This is a genomic window from Nocardioides dokdonensis FR1436 (assembly GCF_001653335.1).
In the GTDB taxonomy this organism is placed as follows: Bacteria; Actinomycetota; Actinomycetes; order Propionibacteriales; family Nocardioidaceae; genus Nocardioides; species Nocardioides dokdonensis.
This window is the reverse complement of the sequence record NZ_CP015079.1, coordinates 201,418-225,062: the sequence shown is the minus strand read 5'-3', so window position 1 is coordinate 225,062 and position 23,645 is coordinate 201,418. Positions and strand designations below refer to the sequence as shown.

Sequence of the window (23,645 nt, the reverse complement as noted above, 5' to 3'; positions counted from 1 at the left end):
CTCAGTCCAGTGGGGTGTCGACCCAGCCTACGAACCGGCTGCCGATACCAGGGATCTCCTCACGACGGTCGCCGCGGAGCGGACGCGGCAGATCGGAGGGCTGGTGGAGGGCGCAGCTGACGAAGGTGAACGTCGGCCACCACTTCTTCGGCCGGGCCTTCTCGGCGAACCCGCAGACAGTGCAGACCAGATCGACCCACACCGGCTTCTGGCCGGTCCGGTTGGCACGGGACTGGACCAGCCACGGTGGCGGGCTGTCCTCGATCTCACGCAGCTGGGCTTCGGTGAGCGTCGTGGGCACGCCGTGTCGGGTGGCCATCTGCAGGGGGATGTCCAAGCGTTGGGCAGCGTCGCGGCGGGTGATCATCGCCCCCCACGGTAGTCAGTGCCTCAGGCGCGCGGGCTCGGCACCGGAGCACCTGCGCGGTGCGACTCGTGGCGTCAGCCGACGACGGTGGGGTTGTCGACCCAGACGGTGGGCGCGCAGATGGGCTTGGTGTCCTTCGCGAACGACACTGAGCAGACCTTGACCCCGGCCGCACCGATCTTCATGTCGCCGTACGTCGACTTCTGCGTCTGCATCTGGTCGCCGCCGCAGGGCTTCTTGTAGCCACGGCTGCCCAGCGACTTGCCGTGAGTCTTGCCCTGATAGCGAACTTTGAACGTCACGAACGCGCCCCTGTTGTCGTGGCAGTCTCGATCGTTCACTCGGACGGGCTTCCAGACGGCGCTGTACTTGCTGAAGGTGAGGTCAGCCGTGGCGAACGCCTTGCCATCTGGTGACTCAGATCTGGCGGTACCGTCGGCAGCAACGGCGGCCGTGGACGGCACCAGCACCAGAAGGACCGTCGTGAGGATGGCGGCCGCGGCCGCCCTGACCGACCCGGGGGCGCTGCGCATGACACCCGCGTCGTTCTCTGCGGATGGTCGGCCTGGCCCCGCACGTCGCTGGCTCGGGCTTCTGCTGGTCAGCGGCTCGTGGGCCCGCCCTGGAGCGGGCAGCGGCGCGGCGGGTGCTGCGGGTGGCGGTGCGGTGGTGTGAGACCAACGCGGTCGACGATGCCCGCGACGCGGCCGGGTACGGCGAGGTCGGTGGCGACCTGTAAGCGCCGGAGCGGATCGATGGGGACGGGGCGGTCCCCCCACGCCACACCCGGCAGCGCCAGGTTCTCCGGGCGGTGGTCGAGCTGGTGCCACCGGTTGTAGGCACGGTGGTCCTCCGCCGAGCCCTCCTCCAGGCGGATGAACGAGAAGAAGACGAGATCCATCATCACTCCTGAGAACTAGCTGACTCCGAGGACGACCTGTCCCGCGTCGACGTGCCAGCGCTGGTCGAGGCGTACGCCGGCGAGCAGCCGGCGGTCGTGCGAGACCAGGAGCAGCGCGCCGTCGTAGGAGTCCAGCGCCTGCTCGAGCTCCTCGATCGCCGGCAGGTCCAGGTGGTTGGTGGGCTCGTCGAGCACGAGCAGGTTCACGCCCCGGGCCTGCAGCAGCGCCATGGCCGCGCGGGTGCGCTCGCCGGGGGAGAGGCGGCCGACGTGGCTGGCGACCTGGTCGGCCTTCAACCCGAACTTCGCCAGCAGCGTGCGCACCTCGGCCTGCGTCATCTCCGGTACGACGCCCTCGAAGGCGGTGCCCAGCGGCAGGTCGTCGTCGAGCCCGGTCCGCGCCTGGTCGATGACGCCGACCGCGACCGAGGCCCCCAGCGACGCGGTGCCCGAGTCCGGGGTCGTGCGGCCCAGCAGCAGGTGCAGCAGCGTGGTCTTGCCGGCCCCGTTGGGGCCGGTGATACCGATCCGGTCACCGGCGCTGACCTGCACCGACACCGGGCCGAGCTCGAAGTCCCCGTGCCGCTTGGTCACCGCGTTCAGGGTGGCGACCACCGAGCTCGACCGCGGTGCTGCGGCGATGTCGAACTGCAGCGTCCACTCCTTGCGCGGCTCCTCGACCTCGTCGAGCCGGGCGATCCGCGACTCCATCTGGCGCACCTTCTGGGCCTGCTTCTCCGACGACTCCGTCGACGCCTTGCGGCGCATCTTGTCGTTGTCGGGGTTCTTCTTCATCGCGTTGCGCACACCCTGCGAGCTCCACTCGCGCTGGGTGCGCGCCCGCGAGACCAGGTCGGAGCGGGTGTCGGCGTACTGCTCGTAGGCCTCCCGCGCGTGGCGCCGGTTGACGGCCCGCTCCTCGAGGAAGGCGTCGTAGCCGCCGTCGTAGACCGTGACCTGGCCCTGGGCCAGGTCGAGCTCGACGATCCGGGTCACGCACCGGGCCAGGAACTCGCGGTCGTGGGAGACCAGCACGACACCCCCGCGCAGTCCCTGCACGAAGCTCTCGAGCTGGGCCAGGCCGTCGAGGTCGAGGTCGTTCGTCGGCTCGTCGAGCAGCACGACGTCGAAGCGGCTGAGCTTGAGCGCAGCCAGCGCGACGCGGGCCGCCTGTCCGCCCGAGAGCGCGGTCATCGGCGTGGCCGGGTCCAGCTGCAGACCGACCTCGGCGAGCACCGGCGCGATCCGGTCCTCGAGGTCCGGGGCGCCGCTGCCGAGCCACCGGTCGAACGCGACGGCGTACGCGTCGTCGGCGCCGGGCTGCCCGGAGCCGAGCGCCTCCGCGGTGGCCTCCATCGCGGCGGTCGCTTCGGCGGCGCCCGTGCGGCGGGCCAGGTAGTGGGCGATGCTCTCGCCCGGCACCCGCTCGTGCTCCTGCGGCAGCCAGCCCACGAAGGCGTCGCTGGGCGCGCACGCCACGGTGCCGGAGAAGGGTGACGAGGCGCCGGCGAGCAGGGCGAGAAGGGTCGACTTGCCGGCGCCGTTGGCGCCGACCACCCCGACCACATCGCCCGGGGCGACCGTGAGATCTAGCCCCTCGAACAGCACCCGATGGCCATGACCACCGGACAGGTCCTTCGCAACGAGCGTGGCAGTCACCGCTGGAGCGTAGGCCCACCGAGGCCCGGACGACCAAGTCGCCGCGAGCGACTGGCCGAACCGTGGTCGGTCGTGACGCCGGGGTGGCATACCGTTGCGCCGGATGACTGGGAGCGACGACCTGCGCCATGCGACCCCGCCGTTGGTGGCGGGTCTCGACGTGACCGCGAAGGCGGGTCTCGTGATGCTCCTCGTCGTGTCCCTGCTCTTCCCCGACCTGGGCAACGTCGAGGACAAGGCCGCGGGTCTGCGAGCGATCGCCTACCCGGTGCTCGCGTTCACCGTGCCGGTCGTGTGGTGGGTGTTCTGGCGCGAGCGAGCATCGTTCCCGTGGGTGGCCGATCTGATGATCACCTCCACGTGCTTCACCGACACCCTGGGCAACAGGCTGGATCTCTACGACTCGGTGGTCTGGTTCGACGACCTGATGCACCTCATGAACACCGGGCTGCTCACCGCGGCCGTCCTCGTGCTGACGATGCGGCACAGGTCGACCTTCGCAGCGGTCCTGGAGAGGTCCCTGGCCTTCGGTGTCACCGCTGCCGTCGGCTGGGAGATCGCGGAGTACTTCGCGTTCATCAGCAAGTCCTCCGAGAGGCGCCACGCCTACGCCGACACGCTCGGTGACCTCGCCCTCGGCTCGCTGGGCGCGGTGATCGCCGGAGTCGTCGTGCACGGGCTCTGGCGACGGGGTCTGCTGGTCTCGGCTGCGCCTCAGCTGGAGCCGTACGTCGCCTCCGCGGGCGAGATAGGTCGAGATCCGCGCGAGATAGCGTCGCAGGCATGACGTTGAACCATGTGCGCCGCGGGACTGGCAAGCCCCTGCTGCTCGTGCACGGGCTGGGTGCTGGGTGGCGATCCTGGTCCCCGATCATCGACGAGCTGGCAGAGAGCCGCGAGGTGGTCGCCGTCGACCTGCCGGGTTTCGGCGAGACGCCGCCGTTGACCGGCGAGGTCTCGATCGCCACCCTGACGGACTCCGTCGCAGACTTCATCCGCGAACAGGGTTTGGACGGCGTCTCGACCGCCGGCCAGTCGATGGGCGGCCGGATGGTGCTCGAGCTCGCGCGGCGGGGCGTCGGCGGCGACGCTGTGGCGCTGGACCCGGGTGGCTTCTGGAGTGACCGGGAGCGCGTCGTCTTCGGCGCGACGCTGCGGCCGTCGATCGTTGCGGTCCGAGCGCTGCGAGGCATGCTGCCAGCACTGCTCGGCAATCCTGTCGGGAGGACTCTGCTGTTGGCGCAGCTGTCGGCCCGGCCCTGGGCGCTCTCGCGCGAGACCGTGCTGCCGGACGTGCGGGGACTGGCCGACTCCCCAGCGACCGGCCCGGCCCTGGACGCCCTGATCAAGGGGCCCAAGCAACAAGGGGCCGCGGCGGGCTCAGTGCCCGGCCGGGTCACGATCGGGTGGGGTCGTCGTGACCTGGTGACCGTGCCGCGCCAGGCAGCACGTGCGCAGGAGCTGTTCCCCGACGCGATGCTGCACTGGTTCGAGCGGTGCGGTCACTTCCCACAGTGGGATGCACCGCACGAAGCGACCCGACTGATCCTCGACAACACCGATTGAGGACGGTCGCGGTGCCGTCGTGGCGGGCGGGGTCGCCGCGGCTGGGGTTGCACAGGCTGGTGACGGCTCCCTCATCACTGTCGGTGGTCAGTGCTTGAGTGGGTTCATGGCCGGGAACGCGGTGGTGGAGGAGATGTCGGAGGACGCTGTCCTCGACACCGCCACTGCCTATGCGCGTGCGGTGCAGCAGGGCGAGGTCGGGCTGTTGCGGGCGGCGTACCGGTGGGCGGTGCTGCACGACCCCGACCGCAGGCTGAACCCCGAGGTGGCGGTGCTGCCGGGTCGGGAGAAGGCCCGTCAGTACGGCGGCGAGGGCACCCGGCCGGTCAGCGAGTTCGCCGCTGCCGAGTTCGGTGCCCGGATCGGACGCACGACCTTCGCCGCCGCAGCGTTGATCGCTGATGCCCAGGACCTGCACCACCGCCATCCGGTCCTGTGGGGGCGGGTGGCGGCGGGGGAGGTGCGCGCCTCCTACGCCCGGTTCGTGGTCACGAAGACCCGGGAGCTGACCGCGCTGGAGGCCGAGTGGGTCGATGCCGAGGTCGCCGAATCGGCCGACGGGCGCATCCCGTGGACCCGGTTCGAGGCCCTGGTCGTCGGGAAGGTCGCTGCCGCGGCCCCCCAGCTGGCCCGGGAGAAGGAGGAACGTGCCCGTCGGGCGACGTTCGCGAAGATCATCGGCACACCCGAGCACGGGATGGCCTCGTTCCTGATCCGCGCCCCGATCCCGGTCATCGCGCAGCTCGACACCGCGATCGGTGCGCTGGCCGAGCGGCTGCGCGAGCAGCTCCCGGATGACCCGCATGCCGCCGACACGCTGCACCAGCCCGTGGGCGAGGAGCAGCCCGACGCCGTGCCGACCGTCGTGAGCGCCGACGAGCGTCGGGTCCTGGCGGTCCTGATGCTGGCCAACCCCGACGCCGCCCCCGACACCCTCGACCTGACCGATCTCGCGCCACGCGCCGAGCTGGTCATCCACCTCGACGGCCACGACATCGACACTGAGACCAGCGGGGGCGCCCTGCCCTCGATCGCGCGGGTCGAGGGCCACGGCCCGGTGACCCGCGAGTGGGTCCGAGAGGTCCTGGGTCCGCACGCCAAGTTCACGATCCGCCCGGTCCTCGACCCGCTGGGCCAGGTGCCGGTCGATGCCTACGAGATCCCGCAACGACATCGACGGGCCGTGCGACTGATCTCGCCGGCCGACGTCTTCCCCTTCTCCTCCTGCACCAGCGACACGATGCAGGTCGACCACACCGTGCCCTACGCATCCGACGGCGACGGTGGCCTCAGCGAGGTCGGGAACTACGGGCCGATGACCACCACCCACCACCGCATCAAGACCTTCACCCGGTGGCGCCTCAAGCAGCCCTTCCCCGGCGTCTTCATCTGGCGCGACCCCCACGGCGCGCTCTACCTCGTCGACCACACCGGCACCCGCCGCATCGACCGAGCCGCCTGACCCCTACATGCGACCGATCCCGGCCTGTGACACCCCGGCCCGGGTCCCCGCCTCCGCCTTGGCGACGCTGGTCAACCAACCTGACGTGGAGGCGTTCGCCACCGAGCTCCACGAGTGGATGGCCGCGTCGTTGGCGGCGTACCAGGGCACGTAGCGGTCGCCGACGCGCACCATCCGGACCTCCGGCTCCGCGCCCTCGCCGAGCCGCAGGGCGTCGTTGCGGCAGACCTCGACCTGGCGCTCGGTGCCGTGCGGCGGCGTCCAGGCCAGGGTCGTCACCGCAGGACCGTGCTGGGGGTTGAAGAAGCACGGACCACGGCGCTCCGGCAGCGGTTCGCCGGCTCGCAGGGCCAGCACCGCGGCCCGGGCGTACCGGCCCCGGTCGAGGACCTCCTCCATCGCACCCACCTGCTCGAGCGTGGTCGCGGCCTCGAGTGCGGCGCCCGCCTCGGCGTAGGCGTCGAGCGCCTGCTGGTGGAAGTCGCGGGACTCGTGGCTCTGCGAGCCCTCGAGGTCGACCTCCAGCTCGGCGACCTGCTCGCCGAGGACAGTGACGTCCTCGCGGGCCAGCCTGCGCGCCGATCGGAACGCCTCGGCCGCCTGCAGCTCCTGCTCGCGGCGTTCGCGTCGTGCTCCCCAGGGTGTCTTCATGCCCCCCTCTTTACCCGATCTCCGCCCGGTGCACACCACCGACCCGCGGACCTGGTGGGATGGGGACGTGGAGATCTGGATCAACCCCGCCTGCTCGAAGTGCCGCACCGCGACGGCCGCCCTCGACGAGGCCGGCGTGGTCGCGGACCTGCCGCGCACCACCGAGGCGCGAGGGCAGTGGCTCGACGCGCTGGCCGCCCACCCCCGGCTGATCCAGCGCCCGATCATCACCGCCGACGACGGCACCACCGTGGTGGGCCGCGACCCCGAGTCGCTGGCGCGGGTGCTGCCCGGCTGAGTGGTTCAGCCGACCGGCCAGACGACCCGGGTCTGCCACCTGCCGGGGTCGGGCTCGGTCCCGGGATCGGTGAGGTAGACCTCCCACGGGCCGCTCGCCGGGTGCAGCCCCCGCTCCGCCATCCACGCCTCGAGAGCAGCGTACGTCTGCTGCAGCGTGTCGTAGGAGCCCTCGTGGACGGTCTGCACCGCCCGGCCCCCGGGCAGCACGAGCGGGTGCGCGTCGCCCAGGTCCGCGACCGCCTCCGCCACCGGGAACCCCGCCTCCACCACCACGGTCTCGGCGGACATCTCGGCGTAGTAGCCGAACGGCGGACCGGCGAGCTCGACGCCGGCGGTCGCGGCCGCCGCGGCCGCGGTGCTCAGAGCGGGTCCGAAGAAGGCGGCCAGGTCGTCGGGCGGCACGTCCCCCCGCACCGTGATCGCGTGCTGCGGGTCGATCTCGACGAGCTCGGGCGGGTGCATCGGCATGCTCCGAGCCTGCTGGTCGTCCGCACCGATCGACCAGAGTCGTAGGTCCCGGGCGCCCCGGGGTGACAACCTTTGCCTCGATGTGCGCGTCGCACCCAGGGCAGGCGTGCGACCGCGCGCGCCCCGCCCCCGTCTCGGAAGGTCCACCATGCCCCGTCGTCCCGCTGCGCTCGCGCTCCTGCTCGCCGCCGTGCTCTCGTCCCCGCTCGTCGCAGCCGCTGCCCAGGCCGAGCCACCGGACCGGGCGGAGCGCGCCGGTGACGTGGTCCTCGAGGGACGCGGGTTCGGGCACGGGAAGGGCCTGTCGCAGTACGGCGCCCGCGCGGCCGCGCAGCAGGGCCGCAGCCACACCGAGATCCTCGACTTCTACTACCCCGGCACCCAGCGCGGCCGGGTCGAGGGCGACGTCGAGGTGCTCATCAGCGCCGACACCAGCAACGACGTCAAGATCCTCCCGGCCCGCCGGCTGCGGCTGCGCAGCCTGGGGGAGGGGCGCACCTGGAACGTCTCGCGCCGCGCGCCCGAGGCCCGCGCCTGGCGTCTCACCTCGGCCACGAAGGGGCGCAGCCACCTGCAGGCCAAGGTGGACGGTCGCTGGCGCAGCGTGCTGAAGCCCGACGGCGACGCCGAGCTCGTGGCGCGCGAGCCGCTGATCCTGATCACCCCCACCGGCCGCGCGACCTACCGGGGCGCGCTGCGCTCGGCGTCGACGGGGCAGGGGCGTGAGCGCGACACCGTCAACGTCGTCTCCTTCGAGGACTACCTGCGCGGTGTGGTGCCGCGCGAGGTCCCGGCGCTGTGGCCGGTCGAGGCGGTGCGGGCGCAGTCCGTCGCGGCGCGCACCTACGCGGCGTACGAGCGCGACCACGCGCCCGCGACCCGGCACTACGAGCTCTGCGACACCTCGCACTGCCAGGTGTACGGCGGCGTCGACTCCGAGCACGCGGCCTCCGACGCGGCGATCGAGGCGACCGCAGGGGTGGTGCTGACCCACCAGGGCGCCCCCGCCTTCACCCAGTTCTCGGCCAGCAACGGCGGCTGGACCCGGGCCGGCTCGTTCGACTACCTGCGGGCCGTCGAGGACCCCTGGGACTCCGCGCCCGGCAACCCCTACCTGGCCTGGAGGGCGACGATCACCGCCGCCGACCTCGAGGCCGCCTGGCCCGGCTCGGGTGACTTCGTGTCCTTCTCGGTCGTGCAACGCGACGGCAACGGCGCCTGGGGCGGTCGGGTCGAGCGTGTGGAGGTCCGCTTCACCGGTGCCACCCGCTCCCTCTCCGGAGACGACGTGCGCCGCTGGTTCGGGCTGCGCTCGGACTGGTTCCGACCCGCCGGCTGAGGGCTGTGGGCCTACAGGCCCGCCAGCACCCGCTGCAGCCGGACGATCTCGGCCGACTGGCCCGCGCTGACGTCGTCGGCGAGCTCGAGCACCCGCTGGTCCCGTCCGGCCGAGAGCACGTCGAGCGCCATCTCCACCGCGCCCTCGTGGTGGGCGATCATGCCCTCGAGGAAGAGCCGGTCGAAGTCCTCGCCGTCCGCGGCGGCCAGCTCCGTCATCTGCTCGGGGGTCAGCACCCCGGCCATGCCGGTGTGACCGTGCGCGGCGTGGTCCCAGGCGCTCGGGGCGTCCCCGGGGGCCGGGACGTCGACGCCCTGCTCGGCGAGCCAGCCGGCCATCAGCACGATCTCCGGTCCCTGGGCGGCCTCGATGCGACGGGCCAGGCCCAGGACGTCGGGGGAGGACGCGCGCGTCTGCGCGAGAGCCGCCATCTCCAGCGCCTGCTGGTGGTGGGGCACCATCATCTGCACGAAGGCCAGGTCGTCGTGGTTCCAGCCCGGGGTGCCCACCCGGGCGTCGGCGGCCAGCTCCCGGGCAGGCTCGCCGGGCGCGCCGGGCTGCACCTGGGTGACCCCGGGGTCGGGCAGCGGCTCGGCCTCGCGCTGCGTCTGCCCGCTGCACCCGGACAGGCCGACGAGCACGACCAGGGCCGTGGCGCGGCCGACGAGTCGGCTCACGGTGCTGGGAGGTCGTCGCATGTCAGTCTCATCAGACCACGCTCCGGGCCGTAACTTCTCGGGCGCCCTGCGGTTGCAGCAGCATGCGCCGACTCCCGCTCCGGACCAGTCTCTCCTTCGTCGGCCTCGGCGCCGTGCTCGTGACGGGCGTCGGCCTCGCCGCGCTGAACAGCTCGGCCACCGCCGACCCCGGTGCGGGCGCCTGCACCCCCGAGCAGTACGCCGCGCTGCTCGCGGCGGGTGACAACTTCGCGCTCGGCTGCGACCTGCCGGGCTCGCTCCCGGCCGGCGGCGCTGCGGCACCGGGTCTCAGCGAGGACGACATCGACAAGTCCGACAACATCGAGCTGGTCGCGCACGTGCCGCTCGCCGGGGCGTTCGCCGAGGAGGGCGCCTACGGCACCGACATGGCCTTCCAGGGCCGCTACCTCTATGACGGCAACTACAACGGCTTCCAGGTCTTCGACATCAAGAAGCCCGCCCAGCCCCGGCGGGTGGCCCAGGTGGTGTGCCCCGGTGGACAGGGCGACATCTCCATCCACGAGAACGTGCTCGTGCTCAGCGTCGACTCCAGCCGCAGCGACGACTCGTGCGCCAGCACCGCGCAACCAGCCACGGAGAAGTCCTCGTGGGAGGGCCTGCGGATCTTCGACATCTCCCGGCCCGCCAAGCCGCGCTACGTCGCGTCGGTGGAGACCGCGTGCGGCTCCCACACCAACACGCTCGCACCGACCCGCAACGGCAAGCAGGTCTTCGTCTACGTCTCCTCCTACTCCCCGAGCGCGGACTTCCCCGACTGCCAGCCGCCCCACGACTTCATCTCCGTGGTCAAGGTGCCGGTGCGCAAGCCCGCGCGGGCCAGGCTCGCGAGCACCCCGGTGCTGTTCCCCGACGGCGGCAACCCGGGTGGTCCGGTCCCGCTGCTGACCTCCAGCAAGACCAGCGGCTGCCACGACATCACGGCCTACCCCGCCAAGGACCTCGCCGCCGGCGCCTGCATGGGTGACGGCATCCTGCTCGACATCAGCAAGCGTGCACGGCCGAAGGTCGTCGAGCGGGTCACGGACGACGTCAACTTCGCCTTCTGGCACTCCGCGACCTTCAACAACTCCGGCACCAAGGTGCTCTTCACCGACGAGCTCGGCGGCGGGTCGCTGCCCACCTGCAACCCGGCGCTCGGCACCACGCGGGGCGCGGACGGCATCTACGACATCGAGGGCGGCTCGCTGGAGTTCAAGAGCTACTACAAGATCCCCCGCGTCCAGACGATGACCGAGAACTGCGTGGCCCACAACGGCTCGCTCATCCCGGTCAGGGGCAAGGACATCATGGTCCAGGCCTGGTACCAGGGCGGCTTCTCGGTCTTCGACTTCACCGACTCCACGGACCCCGAGGAGATCGCCTGGTTCGACCGCGGTCCCATCTCCGCGACCAGCCCGGAGCTCGGCGGCGCGTGGTCGGTCTACTGGTACAACGGTCACATCTACTCCAGCGACATCACCCGGGGGCTCGAGGTGTTCGCGATCGACGACGCCCGGGTGAACGCCGCGAAGAAGGTCCGGATGGGGACGTTCAACGCCCAGTCGCAGCCCTCCTACCGGGGCTGAGGAACTACAGGACTGTAGTTCACGGGGGGCCGTTGCGGTCCACTGTGACGCGTGGTGCGATAGGTGCTGGTGTGATCACGCCCGCCCCCAGGCTCCTCAGGAGCCCCCACGCTCGTCAGGAGCCCCCGCATGCCGTCTCGTCCACCACGCCTCCGATCGGCGCTGCTCGCCGTGGTCGTGGGCGGTGCGGTCTGGGGCTCGGGATCCGGGTCGGCCGACGCGGCAGAGGACTCCTGGAAGGTGCCCGCGAAGGCGAGCATCACCGTGCGCGGCCACGGCTACGGGCACGGGCACGGCATGTCCCAGCACGGTGCCGAGGGTGCGGCCCGGCAGGGCCGGACCGCGGCGCAGATCCTCAAGTTCTACTACCCCGGCACCACCGCCGGGCGCCGGGGCGGACGGGTGAGCGTGCTGATCTCGGCCGACACCACCGACGACCTGGTCGTGCGCGCCCGCAAGGGGCTGCGGGTGCGGGACCTCGGCACCGGACGCACCACCCGGCTGCCCGGCCGCATCGGCGGGCGCACCCCGGCCCTGTGGCGGGTCAAGCAGAACCACCGCGACCGCACCCGGGTCTCCTGGCGCACCGCCTCCGGCGGGTCGGGTGCGTGGACCAAGCTCCGTGACCTGCGTGGCCATGGCGAGCTGAGCGCCGGCAACGCGCCCGTCACCCTGGTGACCCCCTCCGGGGACCGCGCCTACCGGGGCCGGCTCCGCGCCCTGCCGCCGAGCCGCGGCAGCGCGGCCCGCGACACCGTGAACAAGGTCCGCCTCGACGACTACCTGCGCGGTGTGGTGCCCCTCGAGATCCCCGCCTCGTGGAGCCAGGCCGCTGTCCGTGCCCAGGCGGTCGCCGCCCGCAGCTACGCCGTCTTCGAGCGCCGCTCGCCGCGCGCGGCGCACTACCAGCTCTGCGACACCACCTCCTGCCAGGTCTACGGCGGGGTGCGGGCCGAGCACCCCGGCTCCGACGCGGCCGTGGCCGCCACCGCCAAGCAGGTCCGCCTCGCCGACGGGCAGCCGGCGTTCACCCAGTTCTCCTCCAGCTCCGGCGGCTGGACCGCAGCGGGCTCGCGGCCCTACCTGGCCGCCAGGGCGGACCCGTACGACGACTGGGCGGGCAACCCGCACCACGACTGGTCGGTGACCCTGGGCGACGCGCGCATCGAGAGCGCCTTCCCCCGGGTCGGCGACCTGCGCTCGATCAAGGTCCTCCAGCGCGACGGCAACGGCCAGTGGGGCGGACGCGTCCGCTCGGTGCGCCTGTCGGGCACCGGCGGTCAGGTCACGGTGAGCGGTGACGCCCTGCGCTTCGGGCTGGGGCTGAGGTCGCCGTGGGTGACGTTCCGGGTGCGGGAGGGCTGAGCACCGCCCGCACGACCAGGCCCACCACCAGCGCCCAGAACGCGGCACCGATGCCCAGCACGGTGACCCCGCTGGCCGCGACCACGAGGCAGGTCACGGCGGGGACCCGCTCCCTGGGGTCCGCCAGGGCGTCGGCCAGCGACGTGGCCAGCGTGCCGAGCAGCGCCAGGCCCGCAGCCGACTGCACGACACCGTCGGGGGCGGCGGTGACCAGTGCGGTCAGCCCCGCGGCGCAGGCGGCGAGCACCAGGTAGGTCACCGAGGCCGAGAGCGCCGCGCGCCAGCGCGCCGTCCGGTCCGGGCCGGCGTCGGGCCCGGCCATCATCGCGGCGGTGATCGCCGCGAGGTTGACGGCGTGCCCGCCGAACGGCGCGACCAGGGCGGTGGCCAGCCCGGTCACGCCCATCGTCTCGCGCCACGGCACCGGGTAGCCGTTGCTCGCCATCACCGCGACGCCCGGCACGTTCTGCGATGCCATCGTGACGACGTACAGGGGCAGGGCGATGCCCACGAGCGCGGGCACGCTCCACGACGGCGTCGTCCAGGCCAGCGTCGGCACGGCGTCCGCGAGCCCCACCTCGCCGGCCGTCGACACGAGCACCACCACCAGGGCCACCACCAGCGAGGCGGGCACCGCCCAGCGCGGGGCGACCCGCTGGCCGACCAGCCAGGCCAGGACCACCGGCCCGACCAGCAGGGGTGCGGCGGCCACCCCCAGGACCGGCTCGAGGCAGATCGGCAGCAGCACCCCGGCGAGCATGGCGCGGGCCAGGCTGGCGGGGATGCGCGCGACCAGGTCACCCAGGGCGGGCACCAGCCCGGTCAGCGTGATGAGCACCGCGGTGGCCAGGAACGCACCCACCGCGGCCGACCACCCGCCGGCGACGGCGCCGGTGGAGACGAGCAGGGCGGCCCCCGGGGTCGACCAGGCCAGCGACAGCGGGGTGCGGTGCCGCACCGCGAGCCAGGCCATCCCCAGCGCCTGGGCGACGCACAGCGCGAGCAGTCCGGAGGCGGCCTGGGCGGGCGTCGCACCGACGGCCACCAGCCCGGCGAGCACCACGACGAAGGAGCTGCTGAACCCCACCACCGCCGCCACCACGCCGGCGACGACGGGGGAGTGCTCCTGGGTCATGCGCCAGCCAGCACGACCACCAGGTCCCCGCCCTCGACGGCCTGCGTGCCGGGCAGCGCGAGCCGCTCGACGGTGCCGGCGACCGGTGCGGTGATCGAGGCCTCCATCTTCATCGCCTCGATGGTGGCCACGGTCTCGCCGGCCGCCACCTGCTGGCCCTGCTCCACCACGATCGTCACCACGCCCTGGAAGGGCGCCGCGACCTGGCCGGGCACCGACGGGTCGGCCTTCTCGGCCGCGACGACGTCGGAGGCGACCGACGTGTCACGCACGCTGACCGGGCGCATCTGGCCGTTGAGCAGGGCCATCACGGTGCGGTAGCCGCGCTCGTCGGGCTCGCTGATCGACTGCACGCCCATGATGAGGGTCTTGCCCTCGTCGAGCTCGACCTCGTGCTCCTCACCCTGCCGCAGCCCGTAGAGGTAGTCGCGCGTCGAGAGCACCGACAGGTCGCCGTAGGTCTCCACGGCCTCGTGGAAGCTCTTGGTGGGGCCGGGGAAGAGCAGCTCGTTGAGCGTGCGGCGGCGCTGCACCGACGAGCCCGCCAGCTTCTCGGCGGCCTCGGGGTCGAGCTCCTCGGTCGGCGGGGTCCACGTGCGACCGGCGAGCGCCTTGGTGCGGAACGGCTCGGGCCAGCCGCCTGGCGGGTCACCGAGCTCGCCGTTGAGGAACCCGATGACCGAGTCGGGGATGTCGTAGGAGCCGGGGTCGGCGGCGAACTCCTCGGGGTCGGCGCCCAGGCCCACCAGGGCGAGCGCCAGGTCGCCGATGACCTTCGAGGAGGGGGTCACCTTGGGCACGTTGCCGAGGATGTCGTTGGCCGCGGCGTACATGTCCTCGACCTGCTCGAACTTCTCCCCGAGCCCGAGCGCGATGGCCTGCTGGCGCAGGTTCGAGAGCTGACCGCCGGGGATCTCGTGGCGGTAGACCCGCCCGGTCGGCGCGCTGAGTCCCGACTCGAAGGGTGCGTAGACGCGCCGGGTGGACTCCCAGTAGGGCTCCATCGCGTTGACCGCGGCGAGCGACAGCCCGGTCGGGCGATCGGAGTGGTCGGTCGCGGCCACCAGCGCCGACAGCGACGGCTGCGACGTGGTGCCGGCCAGGGCCGCGCTCGCGGCGTCGACCGCGTCGACGCCGGCCTCGATGGCGGCGGTGAGGGTGGCCAGCTGGCCACCCGTGGTGTCGTGGGTGTGCAGGTGCACGGGAAGGTCGAAGCGCTCGCGCAGGGCGGTGACCAGGGTGCGGGCGGCGGGTGCGCGCAGCAGCCCGGCCATGTCCTTGATCGCCAGCACGTGGGCCCCGGCGTCGACGATCCGCTCGGCCAGGCGCAGGTAGTAGTCGAGGGTGTAGAGCTGCTCGCCGGGGTCGGAGAGGTCGCCGGTGTAGCAGAGCGCGACCTCGGCGACCGCGGTCCCGGTGGCCCGCACCGCGTCGATCGCCGGCCGCATCTGCTCGACGTCGTTGAGGGCGTCGAAGATCCGGAACACGTCGAGGCCGGTGGCGGCCGCCTCGGCGACGAAGGCGTCGGTGACGCTCGTGGGGTACGGCGTGTAGCCCACGGTGTTGCGTCCGCGCAGCAGCATCTGCAGGCACACGTTCGGCACCGCCTGGCGCAGGCTGGCCAGCCGCTCCCAGGGGTCCTCGGACAGGAAGCGGAGGGAGACGTCGTACGTCGCCCCGCCCCAGCACTCCAGCGACCACAGCTCCGGGGTGGTCCGGGCGACGTGCGGCGCGGCGGTGAGCAGGTCCCGGGTGCGCACCCGGGTCGCCAGCAGCGACTGGTGGGCGTCGCGGAAGGTGGTGTCGGTGACCGCGACCTCGCGCTGCTCGCGCAGCCGGCGGGCGAAGCCCTCGGGGCCCAGGCGCAGCAGCTCCTGACGGCTGCCGTCGGGCGCCGGCACGTCGAGCGGGGTCGGCGGGAGCTTGCTGGCCGGGTCCAGGCTCACCGGCGCGGGGCCGTACGGCTGGTTGACGCTCACCTCGGCGAGGTAGGTCAGCAGCTTGGTGCCGCGGTCGCCCGAGCCGCGCGCCGAGAGCAGCTCCGGGTGGGTCTCGATGAACGAGGTGGTGACCCGGCCGGCGGCGAAGTCGGGGTCGTCGAGCACGGCCTGGAGGAACGGGATGTTGGTGGCCACGCCCCGGATGCGGAACTCGGCGACCGCGCGGCGCGCCTTCTCGACGGCCTTGTCGAACGTGGCGGCGCGGCACGTCAGCTTGGCCAGCATGGAGTCGAAGTGCGCCGAGACCACGGCGCCGGTGTAGACGGTGCCGCCGTCGAGGCGGACCCCGCCGCCGCCGGGGGAGCGGTAGGTGGTGATCTGGCCGGTGTCGGGACGGAACCCGTTGGCGGGGTCCTCGGTGGTGATGCGGCACTGCAGCGCAGCGCCGCGCAGCACCAGGGTGTCCTGGGACAGCCCGAGGTCGGCGAGGCTCTCGCCGGAGGCGATGCGCAGCTGGGCCTGGACGAGGTCGACGTCGGTGACCTCCTCGGTGACCGTGTGCTCGACCTGGATGCGGGGGTTCATCTCGATGAAGACGTAGTTGCCGGCCGGGTCGAGCAGGAACTCCACGGTGCCGGCGTTGCGGTAGCCGATCTCCCGGGCGAAGCGGACCGCGTCGGCGCACATCCGCTCCCGCAGCTCCGGGTCGAGGTTCGGCGCGGGGGCGATCTCGATGACCTTCTGGTGCCGGCGCTGCACGGAGCAGTCGCGCTCGAAGAGGTGGATCACGTCGCCCTGGGAGTCGGCCAGGATCTGGACCTCGATGTGACGGGGCTCGACGACGGCCTGCTCGATGAAGACGGTGGGGTCGCCGAACGCGCCCTCGCCCTCGCGCATGCATGTCTCGACGGCCTCGCGCAGCTTGGCCGGGTCGTCCACGCGGCGCATGCCGCGCCCGCCGCCGCCGGCCACGGCCTTCACGAAGAGCGGGTAGGGCAGCGCGGATGCCGCCTCCACGAGGGCGTCGACGTCGGTAGAGGGTTCCACCGAGGCCAGCGTCGGTACGCCGGCGGCCTTGGCCGCGGCGATGGCGCGGGCCTTGTTGCCGGTCAGCTCGAGGACCTCGCTGGTGGGCCCGATGAAGGTGATGCCGGCGGCCGCGCAGGCCTCGGCCAGTCCGGGGTTCTCCGACAGGAAGCCGTAGCCGGGGTAGACCGCGTCGGCCCCGGCCCGCACCGCGACGTCGACGATGGCCTCCGGGTCGAGGTAGGCGCGCACCGGGTGACCGCGCTCGCCGATCTCGTAGGCCTCGTCGGCCTTGAGGCGGTGCTCGGACCACCGGTCCTCGTACGGGAAGACGGCGACCGTGCGGGCCCCGAGCTCGTAGGCGGCGCGGAACGCGCGGACCGCGATCTCGCCACGATTGGCCACCAGCACCTTGGAGAACATGCCCGCAACCTACCGAGGACCGGAACTCGGGTCTGCCCCGTCTCAGTGACGGAACTGAGCGAGCAGACCGGGCACGGCGGCGTCGGCCAGCTGCACGGCCCGGGCCTCGGGCAGGTCGAGGAGGCGGACGGACTGCCGCCCGCCCGCCGTGGTGGCGACGAGCGTCGTCAGGCCGGCGCGGCGCTGGAACCAGGTCGCGGTCAGGTTCCAGCCGATCACGTGGGTGGTGTCGAGCATGTCGCGACGGCGCAGCAGGCTGCCGCTGCGGGCCACGAGGTGGCCCTCGACGAGCGCGTGGCCCAGCGCCCGGGACCGGTCGACGGCCAGCAGCACGCCCAGCAGCGGGGCGATCACGGCCGGCACGAGCGGCCACGCACCGGTGGTGCCGGTGAGGACGAGCGCCACGCACCCCGCGCCGAGCACCAGCGGGGGCAGCACCGCGCGGGTCCAACGGCGGCGTACGGCGGCGGCACCGTGGCGCACCAGCGCCACGGTGGGCGGGGCGGGGCGGCCCAGCACCTCGCCGGCGACGCCGGCCACGACCGTCCGCGGTGCGGGCGGCGACAGCTCCATCGCGCTCTGGCCCTCTCCGCTCAGCCCGGTCACGATGCTCTCGAGCCGCGCGGCGCCGGCGAGCCGCAGCCCCAGCGGCTCGGTCATGCTGACCCCCGCCACGCGCTCGTCGTCGGCGCTGGTCTCGCGCGTGGTCGTCAGACCACGGCTCAGGTGCCAGGTGCCGCCGGTGGGTGTCGCCTCGTGGCGCAGCACCAGGCCCCAGTTGTTCACCAGGTAGCCGCCGACGGCCAGCCCGGAGACGACCACTGCCAGGGCGACCATGCCGACCAGGGCCAGCAGGGGACCACCCAGCCCGCTGGAGGCGAGACCGCTGGGGTCCAGCCGCAGGGGTCCGGGAAGCTGGGTCCAGACGCCGATGAGCGTGCCGGCGATGAGCAGGCCGGTACCCGTCAGGGGCGCATAGCGCGCCCACGAGGGGTCGAGCTGCAGGACGGTTCGGCTCGTGGGCGGGGGAGCCGGGGCAGGTACGACGAGCTCACCCTGCTCCACGGCAGGAGGTGTCTCGGTGGATTCCCTCAGGAGCTCGGCGCGCAGCGCCCGCGAGCGGGTGGCGCGCAGTCCGTCGAGGTCGAGGTCCTGCTCGGCGCTGCCGGTGCCGATCTTGACGCTGGCCAGGCCCAGGAGCCGCTGGAGCAGCGTGGCGGTGGTGTCGACGGTGCGCACCCGGTCGAGCTGGGCGGTCAGGACGTGGCGCTGGAGCAGACCGCGGCGCAGCTCCACCCTGCCGTCCAGGATGCGGTAGGAGGTGGTCAGGTAGCGCAGCAGGCCCAGGACGACCGGCACCGCGACGCCGAGCAGCTCCCAGCGCAGCCAGACCGGGCCGTCGGTCGTGGATCCGAACACCAGCAGGCCCAGGACGAAGGGCAGGAACCGGAGCAGCTCGCGCAACGGGTGGACGAGCAGCATCCGCCGGTCCAGGCGCTGCCACGTGGTCGGGTCGGGCTCGAGCGCGCTCACGTGGCGTCGCCGGCGACGGCGTCAGCGCGCAGCGTGAGGTCGTCGACCAGGCGCAGCGCGGTGTCCCGGTCGAGCGCGGAGATGGTCAGCGCGCCGGCGGCGGAGGCGGTCGTGACGGTGACGTCGGCCAGGCCGAGCAACCGCTCGAGCGGGCCCTGGGCGTAGTCGACCGTCTGGATGCGGGACATCGGTGCGATCCGTCGCTCCCGCGACCACCACCCGGTCTGGGTGTAGACGGCCGTCTCCGTGGCCTCCCAGCGGTGCACGGCGTAGCGCCACTGCGGCACCACCAGCACGTAGAGGACCGGCAGCGCCACCAGCAGCGAGACCATCCACCACCGCAGGTCGAACAGGTCGAAGCCGAGCGTGGCGACCAGCAGCGCTGCGGCGACCAGCGCGGACCCGACGACCTCCTCGAGGATCCACAGGAGCCGGGCGCGCGGGCTGACCCGGTGGGCGGGGTCGCGGAGGTCGGCCATGCCCGAGAGCCTACGGACGCCTCAGTCCTTGATCTCGCAGACGACCTCGCCGTTGGTGACGGTCGCACCGACCTCGGTGCTGAGCCCGGTCACGGTGCCGGCCTTGTGCGCCTTGAGGGGCTGCTCCATCTTCATCGCCTCGATGACCACGACGGTCTCGCCCTCGGCGACCTCCTGGCCCTCCTCGACGACGACCTTGACCACGGTGCCCTGCATCGGGCTGGCCACGGCGTCGCCGCTGGCGGCCGCGCCGGCCTTCTTGCCCGCCGCACGCTTGGGCTTCTTCGCCCCGGCGGCGCCGCCGCCGCCCAGACCGCCCAGGCCTGCAGGCACGACGACCTCGAGGCGGCGTCCGCCGACCTCGACGACCACCTTCTGGCGCTCCTCCGGCTCGTCGGCCTCGGCGCTGGCGCCGGCGTACGGCTCGATCTGGTTGTCGAAGTCGGTCTCGATCCAGGTCGTGTAGACCTCGAACGCGCCCTCGCCCGACGGGGTGGAGGCGCCCACGAACGCGGGGTCGCGCACCACGGTGCGGTGGAAGGGGATCACGGTCGGCATGCCGTCGACGACGAACTCGTCGAGCGCGCGACGCGAGCGCTCCAGCGCCTGGGTGCGGGTGGAACCGGTGATGATCAGCTTGGCGACGAGGGAGTCGAAGGACCCGGGGATGGTCTCGCCGTTCTCGTAACCACCGTCGACGCGCACGCCCGGACCCTGCGGCGGCGCCCAGGCCGAGAGGGTGCCGGGAGCGGGCATGAAGCCACGGCCGCCGTCCTCGGCGTTGATGCGGAACTCGATCGAGTGGCCGCGCACCTCGGGGTCGTCGTAGCCGAGCTCCTCGCCGGCCGCGATGCGGAACATCTCGCGGACCAGGTCGATGCCGGTGACCTCCTCGGAGACGCAGTGCTCGACCTGGAGGCGGGTGTTGACCTCGAGGAAGGAGATGGTGCCGTCCTTGGCGACGAGGAACTCGCAGGTGCCGGCACCGACGTACTCGGCCTCGCGCAGGATCGCCTTGGAGGACTCGTAGAGCCGGGCGACCTGGTCGTCGGTGAGGAACGGTGCGGGCGCCTCCTCTACGAGCTTCTGGTGGCGGCGCTGCAGCGAGCAGTCGCGGGTCGAGACGACCACGACGTTGCCGTGCTGGTCGGCCAGGCACTGGGTCTCGACGTGGCGCGGCTGGTCGAGGAACTTCTCCACGAGGCACTCGCCGCGACCGAAGGCGCTGATGGCCTCGCGCACGGCCGACTCGTAGGCGTCGGGGATCTCCTCGAGGGTGCGGGCGACCTTGAGGCCGCGTCCGCCGCCGCCGAAGACGGCCTTGATCGCGACGGGCAGACCGTGCTCCTTCGCGAACTCGACGACCTCGTCGGCGTCCTTGACGGGGTCCTTGGTGCCCGGTGCCAGGGGCGCGTTCGCGCGCTGGGCGATGTGCTTGGCCTTCGCCTTGTCGCCGAGGGCCTCGATGGCGGCCGGCGGGGGCCCGATCCAGACCAGCCCGGCGTCGAGGACGGCCTGGGCGAAGTCGGCGTTCTCGGCCAGGAAGCCGTAGCCGGGGTGCACCGAGTCGGCGCCGGTCTTCTGCGCGATCGCGATGATCTTCGCGATGTCGAGGTAGGAGTCCGCGGGCGTCGCGCCCCCGAGGGAGTGCGCCTCGTCGGCCATCCGGACGAAGACGGCGTCCCGGTCGGGCTCGGCGTAGACGGCAACGCTGCCGATGCCGGCGTCCTTGCAGGCCCGGACGACCCGGACTGCGATCTCGCCACGGTTGGCGATCAGGACCTTCTGCAACGGCTTGACTTGCGACACCCTGGCTCCTAGCTCACGACTGCACGGTGCTCGGAGTCTAGGGGTAGGTGACCGGGGGGTCGTGCGCCCGCCTCGTCTCGTGGACAGCCGGGCCAGCACCTACCAGGGGGTGTGTCGGCGGCCCGTCCGCGGGCGGTAGTCAGGACTGCGTCGCTTCCGACCCCGTCGTCCGTCAGGAGACCCAGGTGCTGGCAGTCCTCTCGCGCGAGCGCACCGTCGCTCGACCCGGCTACTCCCGGTGGCTGATCCCACCGGCGGCGCTCGCCGTCCACCTGTCCATCGGCCAGGTCTATGCCACCAGCGTCTACAAGAGCGCGCTGGTAGCCCACTTCGACACCACGCTGACCCAGATCGGCTTCGTCTTCTCGTTGGCGATCGTGATGCTGGGGCTGTCGGCGGCGGTGTTCGGCACGTGGGTGGACCGCAACGGCCCGCGTGCCGCGATGGCCACGGCCGCGGTGTTCTGGTCCTCCGGGTTCATGGTCGCGGCGCTCGGCATCAGCACCGACCAGCTGTGGCTGGTCTATCTCGGGTACGGCGTGCTCGGCGGCATCGGGCTCGGCATCGGCTACATCTCCCCGGTCTCCACCCTCATCAAGTGGTTCCCCGACCGGCCGGGGCTGGCCACCGGCATGGCGATCATGGGCTTCGGCGGCGGCGCCATGGTCGCCAGCCCGGTCAGCGGCCGGCTGATGGCCCTCTACGACTCCGGCTACGACTCCTCTGACCCGGGGTCGGTGGCCAGCGGGGGCGCGGTGTCTGCGCTGTTCGTGACCCTGGGCCTGGTCTACCTGGCCTTCATGCTCTTCGGTGCCCTCATCGTGCGGGTCCCCGCCGACGACTGGTCGCCGGAGGGCTACGACCCCGCGGCATCGCAGGACGCGATGGTCACCGACGCCAGCGTCTCGGCGAACAACGCGATCCGCACCCCGCAGTTCTGGTTGCTGTGGACCGTGCTGTTCTGCAACGTCACGGCCGGCATCGGCATCCTCGAGCAGGCCTCCCCGATGATCCAGGACTTCTTCCGCGAGGGCGGCACGTCGGCGGTGAGCGCGGCCGCGGCGGGTGGTTTCGTCGGAGTGCTGTCGATCTGCAACATGGCCGGTCGCTTCGTGTGGTCCACGACATCCGACAAGGTGGGTCGCAAGCCGATCTACATGATCTACCTCGGTGTGGGCGTGGTGCTCTACCTGGCGCTGGCGCTGGGCGGATCGACGTCGACGATCGTCTTCGTGGCGCTGGCCGGCATCATCATCAGCTTCTACGGCGGCGGCTTCGCCACCGTGCCGGCCTACCTGCGCGACCTCTTCGGCACCTTCGAGGTCGGCGCCATCCACGGCCGGCTCCTGACAGCGTGGGCCGCCGCGGGCGTGGCGGGGCCGTTGATCGTCAACGCCTTCCTCGACGCCCAGGGAGAACCGGGGAAGCTGGTCTCCGGCGACTACCGCCCGGCGCTGCTGACGATGGTGGGCGTGCTGGTCGTGGGTTTCGTGGCCAACCTGATGATCCGACCGGTGGCCGAGAAGTTCCACGAGCCCGGCTCCCGCACGTCCGGCGAGCACGAGAGGAGCAGCGCATGAGCGCCGAGCAGCACGAGGGACAGCCTGAGAGCCACAGCATGAGGATCGCGGCAGCCTGGACCCTGGTGGGCATCCCGCTGGCCTACGGGCTGGTCGAGACCCTGCGCCGGGCGTCGGCCCTCTTCTCGGGTTAACAACCGCTAACCTCGTGGGTAGCATGGCGGACATGACGACCACTGCCTTCGAGCTGTCCCGCGAGCACGAGGAGTTCCGCGCGAGCGTGCGCGAGTTCGCCGCCGCCGAGATCGCCCCGCACGCCGCCCAGTGGGACCGCGACCACCACTTCCCGATCGACGTGGTGCGCAAGATGGGCGCGCTCGGCCTCTTCGGGCTCACCTCCCCCGAGGAGTACGGCGGCGCCGGCGAGGACGGCGACTTCACCAGCCTCTGCGTCGCGATCGAGGAGATCGGGCGGGTCGACCAGTCGATGGGCATCACGCTGCAGGCCGCGGTCGGGCTGGGCATCAACCCGGTGCTCACCTACGGCACCGAGGACCAGAAGAAGCAGTGGCTGCCCGCCCTCGTCGCGGGGGAGGAGCTCGCGGGCTTCGGGCTGACCGAGCCCGGTGCCGGCTCCGACGCCGGCGCCACCCGCACCAAGGCCGTGCTCGACGGCGGCGAGTGGGTCGTCGACGGCTCCAAGCAGTTCATCACCAACTCCGGCTCCGAGATCACCTCGCTGGTCACCGTCACCGCGCGCACCGGCACCCGCGAGGACGGTCGGCCCGAGATCTCCACGATCATGGTCCCCGCCGGGACGCCGGGCTTCACCGCCGAGAAGGCCTACGACAAGCTCGGCTGGCACGCCTCCGACACGCACCCCCTGAGCTTCCAGTCGTGCCGGGTGCCGGCCGAGAACCTGCTCGGTGAGCGGGGGCGGGGGTACGCGCAGTTCCTGGCCACGCTCGACGACGGGCGGGTGGCGATCTCGGCGCTGTCGGTCGGCTGCATCCAGGCCTGCCTCGACATGAGCGTCGAGTACGCCGGCGAGCGCCAGACGTTCGGCGGTCCCATCGGGCGCAAGCAGGGCGTCGCCTTCCAGATCGCCGACCTCGAGGTGATGCTGCACGCCTCGCGGATGCTGACCTACCGCGCTGCGGCCCTCAAGGACGCCGGTGCGCCGTACCAGGAGTTCAAGCAGGCCGCGGCCGTCGCCAAGCTCTACACCACCGAGTCCGCGGTCACCGCGACCCGGATCGCCACCCAGGTCTTCGGCGGCTACGGCTTCATGGAGGAGTACCCCGTGGCGCGGTTCTACCGTGACGCCAAGGTGCTCGAGATCGGTGAGGGCACCTCCGAGGTGCAGCGGATGCTGATCGCCCGGGGGCTCGGCCTCCCGGTCGAGTGACCCGGCGATA

Annotated in this window: 22 protein-coding genes; 10 read left to right on the top strand and 12 right to left on the bottom strand. The window is 72.5% G+C overall.

Features of this window, described 5'->3' with window-relative positions; genetic code table 11:
* Window position 1: 1 nt before the first annotated feature.
* From I601_RS01025 to I601_RS01010, 4 genes are all read right to left on the bottom strand, one after another.
* The gene (locus I601_RS01025; RefSeq protein WP_068105288.1) at window positions 2-367 is read right to left on the bottom strand and encodes a hypothetical protein; all 366 of its coding nucleotides are present in this window, start codon (window positions 365-367) and stop codon (window positions 2-4) included.
* A gap of 74 nt (window positions 368-441) precedes the next feature.
* Window positions 442-900 (bottom strand): hypothetical protein, encoded by a 459-nt coding sequence (locus tag I601_RS01020; RefSeq protein ID WP_068105287.1) that lies wholly within the window; start codon window positions 898-900, stop codon window positions 442-444.
* Between the two features lie 68 nt (window positions 901-968).
* Complete coding sequence (locus I601_RS01015) at window positions 969-1,268, bottom strand: hypothetical protein (RefSeq protein ID WP_169834641.1); 300 nt, start codon at window positions 1,266-1,268, stop codon at window positions 969-971.
* A gap of 15 nt (window positions 1,269-1,283) precedes the next feature.
* Window positions 1,284-2,927, bottom strand: coding sequence for an ABC-F family ATP-binding cassette domain-containing protein (locus tag I601_RS01010; protein WP_068105284.1), 1,644 nt, complete (start codon window positions 2,925-2,927; stop codon window positions 1,284-1,286).
* Window positions 2,928-3,030: 103 nt separating this feature from the next.
* Here I601_RS01010 and I601_RS01005 point away from each other — a divergent pair, with 103 nt between their 5' ends.
* The 3 genes from I601_RS01005 (at window position 3,031) to I601_RS00995 (ending at window position 5,955) form a co-directional block, all read left to right on the top strand.
* A complete protein-coding gene (locus tag I601_RS01005) occupies window positions 3,031-3,714 on the top strand; it encodes a DUF2238 domain-containing protein (RefSeq protein WP_157519804.1) in 684 nt (227 codons plus the stop codon).
* Between the two features lie 11 nt (window positions 3,715-3,725).
* On the top strand, window positions 3,726-4,493 hold the full coding sequence (locus I601_RS01000) for an alpha/beta fold hydrolase (protein WP_237089654.1): 768 nt from the start codon (window positions 3,726-3,728) through the stop codon (window positions 4,491-4,493).
* Between the two features lie 106 nt (window positions 4,494-4,599).
* Window positions 4,600-5,955 carry a DUF222 domain-containing protein gene (locus I601_RS00995; protein WP_068105278.1) on the top strand — a complete coding sequence of 452 codons (1,356 nt, stop codon included), beginning with the start codon at window positions 4,600-4,602 and terminating at the stop codon, window positions 5,953-5,955.
* A gap of 3 nt (window positions 5,956-5,958) precedes the next feature.
* Here I601_RS00995 and I601_RS00990 read toward each other — a convergent pair whose 3' ends face one another.
* On the bottom strand, window positions 5,959-6,606 hold the full coding sequence (locus I601_RS00990) for a hypothetical protein (RefSeq protein ID WP_068105276.1): 648 nt from the start codon (window positions 6,604-6,606) through the stop codon (window positions 5,959-5,961).
* 67 nt (window positions 6,607-6,673) lie between these two features.
* Between I601_RS00990 and I601_RS00985 the strand changes: the two genes are divergently transcribed.
* Window positions 6,674-6,904 carry an ArsC/Spx/MgsR family protein gene (locus I601_RS00985; protein ID WP_068114112.1) on the top strand — a complete coding sequence of 77 codons (231 nt, stop codon included), beginning with the start codon at window positions 6,674-6,676 and terminating at the stop codon, window positions 6,902-6,904.
* Between the two features lie 5 nt (window positions 6,905-6,909).
* On the opposite strand, the gene I601_RS00980 is transcribed toward I601_RS00985, so the two are convergent.
* Entirely contained in the window at window positions 6,910-7,374 is a 465-nt protein-coding gene (locus I601_RS00980; RefSeq protein ID WP_068105274.1) for a GyrI-like domain-containing protein, read from the bottom strand.
* A gap of 148 nt (window positions 7,375-7,522) precedes the next feature.
* Here I601_RS00980 and I601_RS00975 point away from each other — a divergent pair, with 148 nt between their 5' ends.
* The gene (locus tag I601_RS00975; RefSeq protein ID WP_068105273.1) at window positions 7,523-8,713 is read left to right on the top strand and encodes a SpoIID/LytB domain-containing protein; all 1,191 of its coding nucleotides are present in this window, start codon (window positions 7,523-7,525) and stop codon (window positions 8,711-8,713) included.
* An 11-nt stretch (window positions 8,714-8,724) separates the two neighbouring features.
* On the opposite strand, the gene I601_RS00970 is transcribed toward I601_RS00975, so the two are convergent.
* Window positions 8,725-9,411 carry a DUF305 domain-containing protein gene (locus I601_RS00970; protein ID WP_068105272.1) on the bottom strand — a complete coding sequence of 229 codons (687 nt, stop codon included), beginning with the start codon at window positions 9,409-9,411 and terminating at the stop codon, window positions 8,725-8,727.
* A 62-nt stretch (window positions 9,412-9,473) separates the two neighbouring features.
* Between I601_RS00970 and I601_RS00965 the strand changes: the two genes are divergently transcribed.
* On the top strand, window positions 9,474-10,997 hold the full coding sequence (locus tag I601_RS00965) for an LVIVD repeat-containing protein (RefSeq protein WP_068105271.1): 1,524 nt from the start codon (window positions 9,474-9,476) through the stop codon (window positions 10,995-10,997).
* A gap of 129 nt (window positions 10,998-11,126) precedes the next feature.
* Window positions 11,127-12,362 (top strand): SpoIID/LytB domain-containing protein, encoded by a 1,236-nt coding sequence (locus I601_RS00960; protein ID WP_157519800.1) that lies wholly within the window; start codon window positions 11,127-11,129, stop codon window positions 12,360-12,362.
* Here I601_RS00960 and I601_RS00955 read toward each other — a convergent pair.
* From I601_RS00955 to I601_RS00935, 5 genes are read right to left on the bottom strand one after another with little or no spacing between them, the layout of a single operon-like run.
* Window positions 12,283-13,497 carry a benzoate/H(+) symporter BenE family transporter gene (locus I601_RS00955; RefSeq protein WP_084526983.1) on the bottom strand — a complete coding sequence of 405 codons (1,215 nt, stop codon included), beginning with the start codon at window positions 13,495-13,497 and terminating at the stop codon, window positions 12,283-12,285. The two genes, I601_RS00960 and I601_RS00955, sit on opposite strands and share 80 nt — an antisense overlap.
* Entirely contained in the window at window positions 13,494-16,886 is a 3,393-nt protein-coding gene (locus tag I601_RS00950; protein ID WP_068105268.1) for a pyruvate carboxylase, read from the bottom strand. The genes I601_RS00955 and I601_RS00950 overlap by 4 nt, the downstream gene beginning before the upstream one ends.
* Window positions 16,887-16,928: 42 nt before the next feature.
* On the bottom strand, window positions 16,929-18,419 hold the full coding sequence (locus I601_RS00945; RefSeq protein WP_084526981.1) for a PH domain-containing protein: 1,491 nt from the start codon (window positions 18,417-18,419) through the stop codon (window positions 16,929-16,931).
* Window positions 18,416-18,898 carry a PH domain-containing protein gene (locus tag I601_RS00940; protein ID WP_068105267.1) on the bottom strand — a complete coding sequence of 161 codons (483 nt, stop codon included), beginning with the start codon at window positions 18,896-18,898 and terminating at the stop codon, window positions 18,416-18,418. The genes I601_RS00945 and I601_RS00940 overlap by 4 nt, the downstream gene beginning before the upstream one ends.
* A 21-nt stretch (window positions 18,899-18,919) precedes the next feature.
* A complete protein-coding gene (locus tag I601_RS00935) occupies window positions 18,920-20,707 on the bottom strand; it encodes an acetyl/propionyl/methylcrotonyl-CoA carboxylase subunit alpha (protein ID WP_084526979.1) in 1,788 nt (595 codons plus the stop codon).
* Window positions 20,708-20,892: 185 nt separating this feature from the next.
* On the opposite strand from I601_RS00935, the gene I601_RS00930 reads away from it, so the two are divergent.
* The 3 genes from I601_RS00930 to I601_RS00925 are packed head-to-tail and all read left to right on the top strand — an operon-like array spanning window position 20,893 to window position 23,635.
* Window positions 20,893-22,287 (top strand): OFA family MFS transporter, encoded by a 1,395-nt coding sequence (locus tag I601_RS00930; RefSeq protein WP_068105264.1) that lies wholly within the window; start codon window positions 20,893-20,895, stop codon window positions 22,285-22,287.
* Complete coding sequence (locus I601_RS21015; RefSeq protein WP_157519798.1) at window positions 22,284-22,421, top strand: MFS transporter small subunit; 138 nt, start codon at window positions 22,284-22,286, stop codon at window positions 22,419-22,421. The genes I601_RS00930 and I601_RS21015 overlap by 4 nt, the downstream gene beginning before the upstream one ends.
* Window positions 22,422-22,453: 32 nt before the next feature.
* Window positions 22,454-23,635: an acyl-CoA dehydrogenase family protein gene (locus tag I601_RS00925; RefSeq protein ID WP_068114107.1), complete on the top strand. Its 1,182-nt coding sequence runs from the start codon at window positions 22,454-22,456 to the stop codon at window positions 23,633-23,635.
* Window positions 23,636-23,645 lie beyond the last annotated feature (10 nt).